This is a genomic window from Glutamicibacter sp. (genome assembly GCF_035257265.1).
GTDB lineage: Bacteria > Actinomycetota > Actinomycetes > Actinomycetales > Micrococcaceae > Glutamicibacter.
In genome coordinates this window covers 425488-440988 of record NZ_DATEXC010000038.1, presented here as the reverse complement: position 1 = coordinate 440988, position 15501 = coordinate 425488, and the positions used below count along the sequence as shown (strand labels likewise).

General features: G+C 57.5%; 11 protein-coding genes. 8 read left to right on the top strand and 3 right to left on the bottom strand.

The genetic code is table 11. The features are described 5' to 3' along the window. Nucleotides 1-144: 144 nt before the first annotated feature. On the top strand, nt 145-702 hold the full coding sequence (locus VJ369_RS10835; RefSeq protein WP_324092073.1) for a GtrA family protein: 558 nt from the start codon (nt 145-147) through the stop codon (nt 700-702). Here VJ369_RS10835 and VJ369_RS10830 read toward each other — a convergent pair. Further along, a complete protein-coding gene (locus tag VJ369_RS10830; RefSeq protein ID WP_324092072.1) occupies nt 699-1427 on the bottom strand; it encodes a TIGR03089 family protein in 729 nt (242 codons plus the stop codon). The genes VJ369_RS10835 and VJ369_RS10830 overlap by 4 nt on opposite strands. Nucleotides 1428-1710: 283 nt before the next feature. On the opposite strand from VJ369_RS10830, the gene VJ369_RS10825 reads away from it, so the two are divergent. The 3 genes from VJ369_RS10825 to VJ369_RS10815 are packed head-to-tail and all read left to right on the top strand — an operon-like array spanning nt 1711 to nt 7879. Then, a complete protein-coding gene (locus VJ369_RS10825; RefSeq protein ID WP_096256780.1) occupies nt 1711-2232 on the top strand; it encodes a WhiB family transcriptional regulator in 522 nt (173 codons plus the stop codon). Beyond that, the gene (locus tag VJ369_RS10820) at nt 2136-5714 is read left to right on the top strand and encodes a glycosyltransferase (protein WP_324092071.1); all 3579 of its coding nucleotides are present in this window, start codon (nt 2136-2138) and stop codon (nt 5712-5714) included. Before VJ369_RS10825 ends, VJ369_RS10820 begins: the two co-directional genes overlap by 97 nt. Beyond that, nucleotides 5714-7879, top strand: a complete 2166-nt coding sequence (locus tag VJ369_RS10815) for a DUF5719 family protein (RefSeq protein ID WP_324092070.1) — start codon at nt 5714-5716, stop codon at nt 7877-7879. Before VJ369_RS10820 ends, VJ369_RS10815 begins: the two co-directional genes overlap by 1 nt. A 5-nt stretch (nt 7880-7884) precedes the next feature. Here VJ369_RS10815 and VJ369_RS10810 read toward each other — a convergent pair whose 3' ends face one another. Further along, nucleotides 7885-8343 carry a metallopeptidase family protein gene (locus VJ369_RS10810; RefSeq protein WP_324092069.1) on the bottom strand — a complete coding sequence of 153 codons (459 nt, stop codon included), beginning with the start codon at nt 8341-8343 and terminating at the stop codon, nt 7885-7887. A gap of 89 nt (nt 8344-8432) precedes the next feature. On the opposite strand from VJ369_RS10810, the gene VJ369_RS10805 reads away from it, so the two are divergent. Then, nucleotides 8433-8801 carry a DUF3499 domain-containing protein gene (locus VJ369_RS10805; RefSeq protein ID WP_324092068.1) on the top strand — a complete coding sequence of 123 codons (369 nt, stop codon included), beginning with the start codon at nt 8433-8435 and terminating at the stop codon, nt 8799-8801. A 255-nt stretch (nt 8802-9056) separates the two neighbouring features. Then, nucleotides 9057-10646 carry a TIGR01906 family membrane protein gene (locus tag VJ369_RS10800; RefSeq protein WP_324092067.1) on the top strand — a complete coding sequence of 530 codons (1590 nt, stop codon included), beginning with the start codon at nt 9057-9059 and terminating at the stop codon, nt 10644-10646. A 634-nt stretch (nt 10647-11280) separates the two neighbouring features. On the opposite strand, the gene VJ369_RS10795 is transcribed toward VJ369_RS10800, so the two are convergent. Then, nucleotides 11281-12891: a dolichyl-phosphate-mannose--protein mannosyltransferase gene (locus VJ369_RS10795; protein ID WP_324092066.1), complete on the bottom strand. Its 1611-nt coding sequence runs from the start codon at nt 12889-12891 to the stop codon at nt 11281-11283. Nucleotides 12892-12958: 67 nt separating this feature from the next. On the opposite strand from VJ369_RS10795, the gene rsmI reads away from it, so the two are divergent. Both rsmI and VJ369_RS10785 read left to right on the top strand, forming a co-directional pair. Then, complete coding sequence (gene rsmI, locus VJ369_RS10790; protein ID WP_324092065.1) at nt 12959-13819, top strand: 16S rRNA (cytidine(1402)-2'-O)-methyltransferase; 861 nt, start codon at nt 12959-12961, stop codon at nt 13817-13819. Between the two features lie 137 nt (nt 13820-13956). Beyond that, on the top strand, nt 13957-15444 hold the full coding sequence (locus VJ369_RS10785; protein WP_324092064.1) for an NAD-dependent succinate-semialdehyde dehydrogenase: 1488 nt from the start codon (nt 13957-13959) through the stop codon (nt 15442-15444). Nucleotides 15445-15501: the final 57 nt, after the last annotated feature.

Genomic DNA, 15501 nt, shown 5'->3' with positions numbered 1-15501 from the left:
TAGCTAGTGTTCCTGCGCTTTGGCGTTAAAGGACACCACCAAACCACTGACCTAGGGAACTGAACTTCCCAAGATTCTGACGATCTTGTGGCCTTACCGATGTCTATATCGGCACGAGGACCATGCTGATTTGTCTGGAGGAAAATGTTCGAGCGCATTACACAAAAACTAACCGGACTGATTTCGATGCTGTGGCGCGAAGTGGCAAAGTTCGGCGTTGTCGGCGGAATCGCGTTCATCATTGACTCTGGAATTTATGTCTGGTTGCTTCATGGCCCCATGAGCGATTCACAGGTCAAAGCGAAGATCATCGCTGGCATCGTAGCCACACTATTCTCGTGGGTGGCCAACCGCTACTGGACGTTCCGTCATCGTCGCCAAGCCAATGTGGCCCGTGAACTGGTGATGTTCCTGATTATGAATGCTATTGGCCTGGGTATCGCTGCAGCCTGTGTTTGGTTCACTAAATACGTACTGAATATGACGGATCCGACCAGCGTCTTTATTGCCGGTTCCGTGGTTGGTCTGGTGCTGGGAACCATCTTCCGGTTCTTCGCCTACCGTTTCTGGGTCTTCGGCGCAGAAATGGATCAAGACGCAGAATTCGCACATGACCACGAACTGCTGACCCTGCGTGAAAACGGAGCCGATACCCAGAGTGTTACTCCGGATACCGGCACCATTCCTACCGTCAAGAGCTAGACAGCAGGTTCGTAGTCGTGGCTGATCTGCTCGCCTTGCCGAAGCCGGTCACTGACTTCCATCTGCGCTTCAACAAGCACAATGGAGTCTCCGGCCTTCCACTGGGCGACCGCATAGGGCAGTAGCTGCAGTACTGGGATATCTGCGTGAACCAAGATGTTGCCCAAGGAGCTGACCTCGGGGGCAAAAATCTCGGCTAACGACAGGACGTTGCTTGCACTAGTGCGCAACGCGATAGTTTCCCCTGACACTGCGGAGGGGTAAAACTGATCCCCGTAAGTGCGCACATTTGCGTTGTAATCCTCGGCGACCGGACCTAGCTCGGCCCCAAATGACAGCGCCATGGCGGCGGGATTAACCGCAAGAATCTCGGATGACGCGGGAATGCGCTGATCCTCGGGCTCTTGGGTGATCCACAAGGCGGCGTTGGAAGCCTGAACATCGTCAGCATCCAATAGCGTCGCCCCGTGATGCAATGCGGCTAGGCCGAGCACCAGTGATTTCCAATGAGACGGCAAATCTAGAACGACGAGGGACCCTTCTTCAAGATCGAAACATTCGACTAGGAGGTTCGCACTTTTAGCAACCCAATTGTCAAAGACCTTGCCCGAAAGCTCGATGCGCTCCCCGGACTGTGAGTACCAGGTGAGCCACGGTGTGGCGTCGGAGCGGCGCGGAGCCAGCAGGCCTTCAGCGAAGGTTCCGGTAGCGGAGTTGAACGGCATTTTCCACCTTAATTTATTTACTGAGAATTTACCGACAATTCGCGGAAGTTGCGACGCGCCGGATCCATTGGTGTCTTTTCGTGGCGTGTTGTGCCGGGAGTTTGCTGTGAACCCTCCATAGAATAACCTCCCCGCTTGACTATGACCGAGTTACACGGCTGTAATTAGATGGTGAGTTCGGCTCGTCCATCATTTCACTACTTCGATGGAATAAAGAGAGACGTATGGATCGGGAGCATTGATGGCTCGATCTTCTCAAACCAAGCGAAAGGTCAACATCAACATGACGAAGCTGGAGCAGAGGTACTCCGATTTTTCGACGTCGGCAGTGGCATCGGCCCAATACGGGGTTGAGGGTGCACCGTCGGATTGGTTTGTCGATCCACAGGCTGGGGAATCCGCACGGGTAGCGGTAGCCACAGATTTGGAGACCGCTGCAGAGGACTTCCTCCGCGAGCATGCGCCGGCTGAGACCGAGGGTGGATCGAGCGCCGGTTCGTGGGCTCCAGAGCTGGATGAAGACGAGCAGGTCCGCGAAAGCATCAAAGCGGTATGGCTCGGCGTCGGCGGAGAAGTCGACGAAGGTGAGCTGGGTTGGCAGGCCCGTGCCCTGTGCGCACAAACTGACCCCGAAGCATTTTTCCCAGAAAAGGGCGGTTCGACCCGCGACGCTAAGCGTGTCTGCGGAGCCTGTGTTGTACGTTCAGAATGTCTGGAATACGCGTTGAGCAACGACGAGCGCTTTGGCATCTGGGGAGGGCTCTCCGAGCGCGAACGCCGCCGACTACGGAAACGAGCAATCTAATTCGACCGCCAATTCACGTCACCGCCATCGTTGCTGCGCACGATGGCGCTGACTTTTTACCACGAACTTTAGCTGCACTGCGAAATCAGTCGCGGCCGATTGAACGGTACCTCGGGGTGGACGCGTCCTCACAAGACGCGTCACATCAGGTATTAAAAGCAAATCTTCCTTCGAATGCCACATTGCTTACGGCTCCCGCCGGATCATTGGGGCTTTCGGTTCAAGAAGCAGTGGATGCACTGCCCGAAGCACGCACCGATCGCGATGAGTGGATATGGATTATCCATGATGATTCGATGCCGGCTCCCGATGCGTTAGAACATCTCACGCGCACGGTTGAAGCCTCCGAATCCGTAAGCATCGCTGGTTGCAAGATTTTAGACATCGACAACCCGCGCCGCTTGGCCGAGGTTGGACTCAGTGTTGACCGTAAGGCACAACGTCTGACGATGATCGACATGGATGAGGTTGATCAAGGCCAGTATGACGGACGTAGCGACTACTTCGCGGTGTCCTCGGCCGGAATGTTCATTCGCCGCGAGGTTTTCGAAGAGCTCGGTGGTTTTGACCCAGCGCTTCCTGGCCGCGGAGATGATGTGGATCTGTGCTGGCGCAACCGACTTGCGGGACACCGCGTAGTCGTGGTTCCAGCCGCAAAAATTTATCATCAGGTTGATGTGGTCGATTCCCTGGCCGGACCAGGTGAGGCGCGCCGTGCCGAGGTGTTCCAGCGTCTTAAGTTCGCCTCCCCATTAGGGCTGCCATTTATCTGGTTAGGGATTCTCTTCGGCGGTATTGGGCATTTCCTTCTAGCTTTGCTCGCCAAAGACCCGGGACATGGATTTAGCCATTTAGCTGCCACGCTTAAGGGCTTGTTCTCTCCGGTGAAGCTGGGTGCGTCGCGGCGCCAGGTCAAGGACATTCGTCAGGTTCCGCGCCGTCAGGTGCGCAAGTTGATGACCTCAAATACTGAGGTCCGCGAATACCGTCGCAACATTTCAAGCGGGCAGGACGACTCACAGGTATTTGGTGATGGCTCCGGAGCCGAAGGCATGGTGGAACCCAGTGGCGAGAACTTCTCGGACTTCGTTCGTATTGCCCGTCCGCCACGAACCACCGCGGTGCTTTCACTGATTCTTGCCCTGCTGATCACCACCGCGACCTCGCTGATAGCGTGGCGTACGGTGATCGGCGCCAGCGCACTTAGTGGTGGTGCGATCCGCCCGCTATCCCGCTCACTTGGTGAGATCGGGGCCAACGCCACATCTTGGTGGCAAAACGTGGGCACCGGCCTGAGCGCCGCACCGGATAACACCGACATTGTTTACTGGTTACTTTCTGTCCTGAGCTTCAACCACGCCAACCAAGGCCTCGTGATCTTGTTTATCGCAGCTATGCCCTTGGCTGCGTTGAGCGCCTGGTGGGGCGTAGGTGTCGTTAGCCGTTCACGAGCCGTACGTTTTTTTGCAGCCGTAATCTGGGCCCTGCAACCAGCGCTGTTCTCGGCGTTAGCTTCAGGCCGCGTGGGATCAGTTTTGATCCACGTGATGTTGCCACTGTTCTTCCTGGCAATGCTTCGTGCGCTCAACGCTCAGGTACTTCCGGAAGGTAAACCCGCAGCTACCGCCGGGCAGCGTAAAACGTCAGCGTGGACCGCTTCGGCTTGCGCAGCATTGATCATGTGGGTTATTTCGACCGGATCAATGCCGTTCTTCCTCACGCTTCTGGTGCTCGTTTACATCTTGGCAATTTCCGCTCCACGCCGCTCACGCACCCTGTGGTGGATTCCGTTGCCAGCAGTGGTGTGGAACCTGCCGTTACTCTTTGAAGCGTTGGGAAATCCTCGGCTGTTGTTCACCGAACCCGGAGCGCCTCTGGCATTTGACCCGGCACCGCTGTGGCAGATGGTTCTAGGTTTTCCCGAGGCTTTTGACGCGATGCTTAGCCCGCTGGGTTGGGGGATTCTACCGGCCGGTCCATGGGCCTTGGTCGCCGCACTTCTGGTGGGTGCACCGCTGGTAATTTTGGCGGTCTTGGGTGCACTTGGATCTGCTTTCAGCCTCGATGCCACCATGCGCCGTAACTCGCGCAAACTTATTTGGGCGGCCGCGTTGTCCTTGGTTGCAGGATGGGGGATTGGGTTCATCCCGGTCTCATTGGACTCTTCAACTACCGTCAGCGCCTACACCGCACCATTTGTTTCCTTTGCGGTCTTCGCGATGCTTGCCGCCGCGGCCAACGCACTAGCGGCTCTGCGACATGAGGATCAGCCACGCGCCCTGCGCCGTCCGGCGAATCGCGGTGCGCTGAGCCTGATGAGTGCGTTGAGCGTTGTGAGTTTGCTGGCCGCCGGCTCGGTGGGTCTAGCTGCGCAATTAAATTCGCAAAATCGCGATGGCGAGTTGACCGCGCTGACTGCCCAGCAACGAGTCGCGGCTTCACAGGAGCGCACGATTCCTGCCACCGCGGCTGACGCGGGACGCTCCGAAACCGCAGAGCGCACCTTGGTACTGACTCCTCGCTCCTCGGGAGAAATCGATAGCTCGTTGCTCTCGGGTGCCGGGGAAACACTGGACTCGATGTCCCGTTCCTCGCAGGTAGCTCAGCTGACCGGTTCGCTGCTGAAGCCAGCGCGTAACGAGCAGTCGGTCACCAACAACCTGCAGCGCGAAGCAGCTGCGATGCTGCTCTCCGAATCCGCCTTGGACTCACGTGAGGCATTGCGGGATCTGGGCGTTGGATTTGTGGTGCTCAACGAAACCGGAGAATCCGTTTCCGCTAGCGTCCGGGTGTTGGATGCTGCAACTGGATTAGCAGCCGTAGGACAGACCGATAATGGGTGGCTATGGCGAGTGAATTACCAGGATTCGGCGCAGAATACCGGAGCAGGTTTCGCTCGCTTAGTTGATGAATCTGACCGGGTGCAGGTAGTGCCGACACAGCGCGGGAAGATCCAGAATCTTGAAATTCCTGCGGCAGACGCCGCTCGAACCCTGGTTTTGTCTACCGCTCAAGATCCTCAATTACGAGCAAGTATCGATGATACGCCGCTGCGTGCGGTAGCTTACCCCCAGGACTCGGATTCCCGCTGGGCTCAGGCCTACGAGGTCCCTGCCGAGGGTGGAAAGCTGACGCTGACCCACGACGAACCCTTGGCTCTGCCGCTGTTGATCCTTGGCGGACTAGTGCTGCTAGTTGCTGTCTTGCTGGCGATACCGGTACCTAGTACCCGCCGCCTGGCAAGCTACCGCAACACCGAGTATCGTTTCCGTGCCGCCGAAGAACCGGTGGACGATAACGAGCTACTAGCCGAGCAGCCCGCAGACACGGTTGACGTTGAGCCAGAGACGGAACCAGCAACCAGCTCCACACCGTTGAGTCGCCGCGAAGCACGCGAACGGGATCACGAGATCCGGGAAAACTTGACCCCGAAGCTCGGTGACCGTATTTCGGACACCGACACCGAGCAGGAGAAAAAGTAGTGAGTGACGAGAAGACCCCTGCTGCCGACGATGCACCAAACCAGCCTGCACCTCATGGCTCCCATGCTGCCAAACCGGAATCGGAGTCTGGCACTTCCTCGGTTGATAAGACAGTAAAGCCCGAAGAAGCCAAGCCAGAAACGGGTTCCGTCACGGAACCTGAGAAACCTGCGCCGCAACCGGTAGCTGCCCAGACACCTCCAGCTTCTGCAGCTAAAGAACCTGCTGGCGCGGATGGCCGCGCGAAGAGCAAGTCGGATCTGCGTGCTGAGGCCAAGGCAGAGAAAGAAGCTGCGGCAGAGGCGAAGGCCGCTGCCAAGGCTTCGGCCAAAGCTGACGCCAAAGCAGCGGCTGAAGCCAAGGCCACAGCCAAGGCAGAGGCCAAGGACCGGAACAACACCCGGCCCAAGGCCGATGCAGTGTCCACCGCGGCTACTAAATCAGAACCTGCAGGCGAACACAGGGCTGAGCCTGTAGCGGTGGCTGCCGGCGCGATAGCAAGCGCAGCGGAACCGACCGCGACGGATGCCACTGCGAACCGTCGACGCCGTAAGCTAGCCCAAGCCTCCAAGGCTGCGCGTAAGGATCAGGAAACAGCTGTGGTGCGCCGCCGCACGGGCGCCGTATTGCTCGGAGTGGTAGCCGTCGTAGCTGCCGGAGCAGTAGTCGCCGCCGGGTCGGTTCTTGCCCCGCAACCAGCTCAAACTGCGCTGCCAGCGGCAGTTACCAGTCTCCCGGCCGGAGATGCCCAAGCAGTTTGTGCCGCCACGCCGCAGCTGTTGAAGGGTGTCGACGGCACCGATCCACAGTTCGCCGCTGGCGCGAAGAAAATTTCAAGCAACATCCGTGCGGCCGTGATCTCCGATTTAGGCAAACGAATTCCTGGAGCCGCACTCGGTGACCTCGGAAGCTCAGAAGCAAATGAGCTGACTAAGCGGATCGCCGAAGACGAAGCTAGCAAGTCATTGGGAGCCGACGAACAAGGACTCACCGGTCGTATCGGCAAAGTGGATACTTCCAATGGCCGGGACAAGGCTCAAGTATTTGCACTTCAGCCACTGGGCGAACTGCCTTCGTGGGGCAGCGCGATGCGTAGCTTCCTCGCCAAAGACGGAGACCTCGCAGGGCTTGCGGCATCCACCTGTGAGGCACCAGCCTCAAATTGGCGCTTCACCGGCTTACAGACACTGACCGGGGCCACCAGCGTCCTGCACCTGTCGAACCCCACACATACGACGGCTCAGGTCTCCGTAGATTTGCGTGGTCCAGAGGGTCTGATAGATACCTCCACCTTGCAGAATGTGGTGCTCGCTCCGGGTACTTCGCGGGCCCTAGTGCTTGGCGGATACGCCCAGAATCTCGACTCGGTCTCCGCAGATATCACGAGCTTAGGCGGAAAGATCACCGCGTCGGTACAACAAGCCGCCTTGCGTGGTTTGACCCCTGCCGGAGTGGATTTGGTCGCTGCGAATGCCTCGGCGTCCAATACCCAGGTGATTCCCGGCGTATGGATTGGTAACAAGAATGACCGGGACAAGCTGAGCAAAGGCGATAAGAAACTTATTCCGCAGCTCCACGTCTCGGCCACCGGTGCACAAGGCGCAGGCTTTAAAGTGAAAATCCTAGGTGCCGACGGTGAAGTCGCCGCGGACCTTGGTTCTAACCTCGCTGTCTCCTCCGACGCAACTAGCATCATCAGCCTCAACGGGTTGGATGCCGGAGCGTATTCAGTGGTCGTGGAAGCCGATGCTCCGGTGACCAGCAGCGTGCGTATGGTGCGTGGCGCAGATCCAAAGCAGTCTTCGGATACCGCGTGGGCAGCAAGCACGATGCCACTTGCCGGCACGCAGGTCGCGCCGATTTCGGCCAACGGTACCGGTGAATTTAGTATTGCAGCGCCCTCGGCGGAGGCTTCGGTAGAGGCAGTTGTTGTTGATAAGGATGGCAAGCTGTCCAAACCAACCGAACTTACGGTCAAGACCGGGCAGAGCATGGTCTTCAAACCCAAGGATGTCAGCGCGGATGCCCAAGCGGTGATCTTCTCATCAGATGCCAACGCCTATATCGGTCAGCTGATTTTCGGCTCGGATCGTTCGTTGGCTTGGGCCGCGATGCCACCGGCAAATGCCGGACGTGATGGCATTGTGGTCAACGTCGGAGGCTGAACAAGCTAAAAATCCGGGTCTTTGGGAAAATAATCAGGATCAACATCGTGGGGCGTCAGCATCCACAGATTAGCGACCTCGTGCACCACACACTGGTGTACGAGGTCGACTAATTCCGTGTGGTTGTGACTTGCTTGCTCTAAAGGCAAGCGGTAAACGGATATCCGGGCTCGGCGTTGCGCGGTGGCTGGGCGTGCTGAAGACAATGGCATCCGATCTCCGACGGCCGCCGCCTGCGACATCACTTTTTCGCCCGGCACCGGAATAATGCGGAAATCAATGATTGCAAGCTTGCTGCCCCAGCGTTCACCTAGGCGTTGTGCGCTGGCCATCACCGCGTCATCGAAACGTTCTGGGCGAGTTCGATAGGCCGGTAAGTGCATGGGCATCAGCGGACCTCGCCGTCCACGGCCATGCCGATTACGCCGCGAACGCTGCGGCGGCGTGTGCTGGTTGTGCTCCATGGCTCCAGAGTAATGGTTCGCACTGGCGAACGTGGCCGTTGGGTCCGGATTACCGGGCTCGGGGCCGATACGAGAGTAGACTTGAAGCCGTGGAAAGTCTTCGTCTTTGCTCTCGCCCTGCGTGCCGTGAATCGGCCCGCGCAACGCTTACCTACAACTATGCCGACTCGACGGCGGTGCTTGGTCCGTTGGCGCAATACCCTGAGCCGCACTGTTATGACCTGTGTGCTCGGCACGCTAACCGTTTAACCGTGCCCAGTGGCTGGAATTTATTGCGCGGCGCGTTGCCAGACGTGATTGAAAATGAAGACGAACTGCATGCCTTGATGAACGCGGTGCGCGAGGACCGAAAGCCTCGGGAAGCGGCCGAATCTCCTGCTCCGCGTGAGTTACGTGGAACCCGCTTTGATGCGCGTCCGCGTCTGGCGATGCTTCCACCGGAAACCGATGAGCGCTAAGCAGGAAATCTGCAGCGAACGGCAACCGGCTAGAACTATTTGAAGCCGCGCCGTTAATTCTCGGAAAAAATTGCCTTCCTACCAATCAGATGAGAATGGTGCAGTAAGCCGTTTCCCGCACCACGGAGCTAATTTAGGTGTGGTAATGCGCGGATTGACACGGCTTGCTGGATAAGCTGAAACCGCGGAGCCTGTACTGCAGGATTCGTCTATTGATGTTAATCAGAAATCGCGCGATTTGCAGGAGGACTCCTCATGGCTGAGGCGGCGAAGAACACCCCCGGTGCTAAGGGACCAGAAGGTTCAGATAAGCCCATCGCGGCCACTCCTTCGGAATCGAGCGACCAAACCAGTAAGGGCTCATTGAGCCAGCGAGCCGAGGAACTGTCGGCACGTTTAGAAGAGCACAAAAAACAGGCCAAGGCTGCTCAAGATGAGCGCGCCGCTAAGGCTGCAGCTGCCGCGAAGGCCGCTTTTTTGAATCCTACAGGGGCTGCACCTACGCAATCCAAAACGGCAGAAACTAAGCCCGCGGCCGCTGCTCAGCCTAGCCCCGCCGCACCTCCAACCACGGTTCAGTCTGTCAGTAAGCCAGCTGCCGCCAAACCTGCCGTCAGCAAACCTGCCGTCAGCAAACCTGCTGCAGCGCCAGCTAAGCCCGCTGCGGCTAATCCTGCGACCGCTCCAGCTGCTGCAACGGCCAAAGCCGCTGCCGATAAGCCTGCAGCCGCCCCTGCCGCTTCCAAGCCTGCAGTGAAGAAGCCTGTTGCCGCGAAGCCAGCTGCTACTAAACCTGCACCTGCTAAACCGGCGGCAGCTAGTGCGGCCAAGCCAAAGGCTGACGAGCCTGTAGAAGATGTCATCCGTGCGATCAAACTTCCGCATGAGATTGAAGCTGAAAAACAGGTGGCTACGCCGGTTTCGAAGCCTGCAGCCACCGCCAAAGCACCGGTCGCCCCGGCGAAACAAGGCGTCCCTCCGGTGAGCGCAGCACCGCAAAAGGACAACCCAGAAACTTCCTCGGCCGCTGTGGCCCAAGCTCGTACTCGCGTTTTTGGTAATTACACCCCCGAGTCTGTGCCCTCTGAAGCCGCAGTGAAACGCCGTGTTGCCCGCGAACGTGCGCTGAACTCCAAACCTCCGATGGCAAGCACCGCCCAGGTACTACTCGCCATCATCTTTCCCGTACTCACCTTGATCGCGGCGATTCGATTAGTCGCCACCCCGGCATTCTTGGCCATGGCTTACGCACGTCCAGGTTTCCCCAGTGACCGCTTTGGCTTCACCGACCCCGAACGGTTGACCTACGGCAGCTACGGCGTGGATTACCTCAATAACTTCGCCGGACCGGAATACCTTTCCGGACTCAAATTGCCCACCGGTTCAACTATGTTCACCGCCCAAGAAGTTCAGCACATGCTAGACGTGAAGAACTTGATCGGACTGGGCTATGTGATCGGAGCGGTGCTTGCTGTCCTGGCAATAGTTTTCATCGTCTACCTGGCTAATCGTTACGCCGGTGGAGTTCGCCGTGCACTGTTCGCAGGCGCTATCGTAACGGTGGTGCTCTTCGCGGCGGTCGCGGCCCTTGCAATTACCGGGTGGAACACCTTCTTCACGGGGTTCCATAACCTCTTCTTCTCCGAGGGGACTTGGACCTTTAATGTCAGCGACACACTCATTCGACTCTACCCAGAACAATTCTGGATGGACTCGGCCGTGGCTATTGGTGTGCTGATGGTGCTGACTGTGCTCGTGGTGCTCATTGCTTGCTGGCCAACGGCTCGCCGTCGTGAAGGCTCACGTCTACGCCAAGAAGCAAGGGTCTTTGGGCTAGGCAACTAAGCGTTCTGTGCACTAGCGCGAGAAACAACAAAACCTCGGGTTCCGTTTGAGACGGGACCCGAGGTTTTGTTTATGCAAGACTCGTCCATCACCGCACTAATTCCTGATTCTCGACTCGGAAGCCGAGAGCAGTCTTGTTCTTCGTCGAGGGTGCCGATACCTTGCGTAGGAGTTCTCGATATTCAATATTGAGAAAGCGTCTCCGGATACTGGATGCTCCGAGGTCCGACCGGGGCCAAGGCGGTTGGTTTCAGGCCGCTGGTACGGTGCCTTCGAAGGTATACGCCGGGGGACGAGCATTGACTCCTCGACTGCGCGCAAGCACTTTGAGACTTCTTTCCCGGCCTTAGGACTGCCTTACTAAAAACTGTTAGGCCCTGTGATTGCCCAACCGAATCGCTGGCGTCAGAATCTAGAGAAACGCTTCTGCGCCGTTACCCTGCTGTCCGATGGCACCACAGCAGGCAGGGGTTCTTTGCGGACTGGAAACTAGAAGTCAAGGCATCGGGGCAGTTGGTCTCTTTCCGGAGCGGAGGCTAGAGCTGAGCTAGGCAGGTAAATAATGTTCGAACTCTCGGAGGAATCTGAGGGCAGAGCGATGTCTGGAGACGGCTAGAAGCCGCGGCGGGAGGGTTTATCCCCAGCTCGGGATCCATACGTGCATGCGGTAATAGTCATCAGAAGTGAGCTCCCCAGACCAGACCGACCAGAAGAAAGCCGAGACTAGCAACAACAAGGCTAGCGATACGGCGACCAAGATGATCCTCGTTCTATAGCTCGCGTCGGAGCGCGGTTTACGAGGAATGAACCTGCCAATGACATAGGTCAATGCAAGCACCATAAATGGCACCAACGGCAAGGTGTAGAAGAAGAACATGGTGCGTTCGGGGTACATCAGCCACGGAAGGAAACCGGCGAGAACACTAGACAGCAGTGCACCAGCGCGCCAATCGCGGGCACCAAGCCACCAGAAAACTAAGAGGACCATGCTGATAGTGCAGGCCCACCACATCACCGGGTTGGGCATATCCATGATCACTTCGGTGCAGCGATCCAGCGCACACCCATTTTGGCCGTTGTCGTAGCCCTCAAAATACATCAGGACGGGGCGTCCAGAAAATAACCACGTCCACGGGGCAGAAGCCCACCCATGATCCGAGCTCAGTCCCGCATGGAAGTCATATGCGGCCTGATGGTAGTGCCAGAGGCTGCGCAGCGTCTCAGGCAACCACGTGACACCCTCACCAGGGTTCTCCACGGCCCACTGGCGGTAACGGCCTCCAGCGGTGATCAGCCAACCGGTCCACGTGGACAGGTAGGTCAGCAGCACTACCGGCATCATGGTCACAAAGGAGTAGATGCCATCACGAGTAAATGCTGCAGACTGCCAACGTTGGATTCCAGCGGTACGCCGCGCACTAAAGTCCCACAACACTGCCATAAGACAGAACACCGCAACGAAGGCAAGTGCCGACCATTTGATGCCTACCGCGCCACCGAGCATGAGTGCTGCGACTAAACGCCACGGCCGCCACCAAAGCATGGGGCCATGATCCAGCAAAAATTCATTGGGTCGGTTCCCTAAGGGAACCGAAAGTTTTTTGGCTAATTGGGTACGCCCATGGATCCGGTCCTTGAGCAGCGCGTAAAAAGCAGCGAGCACGAAGAACATCAAGAAGATGTCCAACAGTGCCGTGCGTGACATGACAATTGAGTGTCCATCGATAGCGATCAACAGCCCCGCGATACCTGCTAACAGGTGTGAGCCGAACAGCAACCGTGCACAGAGTGTGGTCAAAAGCACCGCGAGCGTACCAAATAATGCGGTGGTAAAACGCCAACCAAACCCGTCAAATTCCCCAAAGGCCATCATGCCAAAGGCGATGAGCCATTTACCCAAGGGCGGGTGCACCACAAAAGAGGCGGTGTCTTTGAGCTGTGGATCTCCTGCGACAAACTGGTCATTGCTATCGTCCACCCATTCCATTTCATAACCGAAATGTAGCAATGAGTAGGCATCCTTGACGTAGTAAGTCTCGTCAAAGATCAACATATTGGGGTGGGACAGATGCACAAAACGCAATAAACCACCGATGATTGTCACCACCAGCGGCACAATCCACATTAACGTACCTGAGGGTGCTGCCACCGGTAATAACCGTTGTTTGAGGCTCTCAAAGGTGAAGGCAACGCGCGCAGAGCGCACGTGTCCGGTGTCTGGGGTCTTTGCTGCAGTGGTGCTCATCGTTGTTCATGCTACCGGCGTAACCACCAGAATGTGTGCTTTTGGTACTTCGCGTAGGCTAAAGGGTGTGCAGAATTCAGACGAAGAGGGCGTAATCGTCCTGGGCGCCACCCCTATAGGCAACTTGTCCGATGCATCTCCGCGACTACGCGAGATCATGCAAAGCGCAGATGTGATCGCCGCGGAGGACACCCGCAACTTCCATCACTTGGCGCACGCGCTGGGGATCAAACCCTCAGGGCGAGTCATGAGCCTGCATGAACACAATGAGGCCAATAAGCTCGGCGAGGTCATTGAATTGGCCCGCCAAGGCTCCACAGTGCTTGTAGTCTCCGACGCCGGCATGCCGGCAGTTTCAGATCCGGGATACCCACTAGTGGCAGCGGCCATGCAAGAAGGTATCCGGGTGACCGCAGTACCGGGCCCCTCGGCGGTATTAACCGCGTTGGCCCTCTCCGGGCTTCCCACCGGACGGTTCACCTTTGAAGGATTCTTGCCGCGTAAATCGGGAGAACGGCGTAAACGTCTGAACGCTTTGCTGCATGAGGAGCGCACCATGGTGTTCTTCGAATCTCCGCACCGAGTAGCTGAATTTTTGGGCTCTGCCGTGGAGGTTTTCGGCGCGCAACGCCAGGCCGCCGTGGCACGCGAGCTCACCAAAAAGTTCGAAGAGGTGCGCCGTGATGAACTCGGTGTACTCAAAGCCTGGGCAGATGAAGGGGTGCGCGGAGAAATTGTGGTGGTAATTTCGGGCGCTTCGGCTCCCCAAGCGCCTTCTATTGATGATTTACTTCCGCAGGTGTCGGCATTGGTTGACGAAGGCGTGCGGATGAAACAAGCGGTTGCTGAAGTTGCCGAGTCCGCTGGAGTGAAGAAGCGCGAGCTGTATGAAGCGGTTCTTGCCGAGCGTCATGAAGCGGAAAAATAGCCGCAATCATTTAGGCTGAATGCACAATGAAACAACCAGGTTGTAGTGCACCGGGCGATATACAGTCCGTTGGATCCAGCACTAGCGTTGTGATCAACGAAGATTTTTTCATTTACGAATTTCAGGAGAACCGCGTTATGTCGATTACCGCTGAGCGCGAAGCAGAACTGCTCGCCAAGGTACCTACCGGATTACTTATCAACGGTGAATGGCGAGATTCCTCAGACGGCAGCACCTTTGATGTGCTGGACCCTGCCACCGGTGAAAAGCTGGCTACGCTGGCTAGCGCTACCAGCGAAGACGCACTGGCCGCCTTGGACGCGGCAGATGCCGTGCAGGCTGAATGGGCGTTGACCGCACCACGTGAACGTGCTGAAATTTTGCGCCGTGGTTTTGACCTGGTCACCTCGCGCGCCGATGATTTTGCGCTATTGATGAGCCTTGAAATGGGTAAGCCACTGGCCGAGGCCCGCGGCGAGGTGACCTATGGTGCCGAATTCCTGCGTTGGTTCTCTGAAGAGACCGTGCGCCACTACGGCCGCTACCTTACTTCCCCAGAGGGCAAAAACAAGCTTCTGGTGCACCACAAGCCGGTAGGCCCATGCCTGCTCATCACCCCGTGGAACTTCCCACTGGCTATGGCCACCCGCAAGGTCGGCCCGGCTATTGCTGCAGGTTGCACCATGGTGCTTAAACCAGCGAAGCTCACCCCGCTAACCACGCAGCTTTTCGCGGCCACCATGATGGAAGCTGGCCTTCCAGCAGGCGTACTCAACGTGGTGTCGGGAGCTTCGGCTTCGAAGATCTCCGGCCCGTTGATGAAAGATCACCGTTTGCGCAAGGTCTCCTTCACCGGCTCCACCCCAGTGGGTAAGCAGCTAATGAAGGATGCTACGGAGAATGTTCTGCGCACCTCGATGGAACTGGGCGGCAACGCACCGTTCCTAGTCTTTGAAGATGCAGACCTCGACGCAGCGGTAGAAGGCGCCATGGCTGCCAAGATGCGCAATATGGGCGAAGCCTGCACCGCGGCCAACCGCTTCTTGGTGCACGAGGACGTTGCCGAAGAATTCACCGCAAAGTTCGCTGCAGCCATGAAGGGGCTCAAGCCAGGCCGAGGCACCGACCCAACCTCCACCGTGGGCCCACTGGTTGAGGAAAAGGCGCGCGATGAAGTACACGCACTGGTTGAAGCGGCAATCGCAGATGGCGCAACCGCCGTCACCGGTGGCTCGCCGGTAGATGGCCCTGGCTACTTCTACCAGCCAACCGTGTTGGCCAATGTGGCTAACGACGCCAAGATCCTCACTCAGGAGATCTTCGGCCCAGTGGCCCCGGTGACCACATTCAAGAATGAAGCCGACGCAATTCGTTTGGCCAACGCCAGCGAGTACGGTCTGGCATCATACATTTACTCACGTGACTTCAACCGGATGTTCCGTGTCTCGGAGCAGATTGAGTTTGGTCTGGTTGGCTTTAACGCTGGGGTCATCTCCAACGCTGCGGCACCATTTGGTGGCGTGAAGCAGTCGGGACTTGGCCGTGAAGGTGGAGCCGAAGGATTGGGCGAGTACACCACCGTGCAGTACATCGGTATTGCCGATCCATACGCGCCGGTAAAGTAACACAAAGCAGGAATGACCGCTGCGTTCAGCGGTAGGACAATAGGCTGTGGCCCCAAC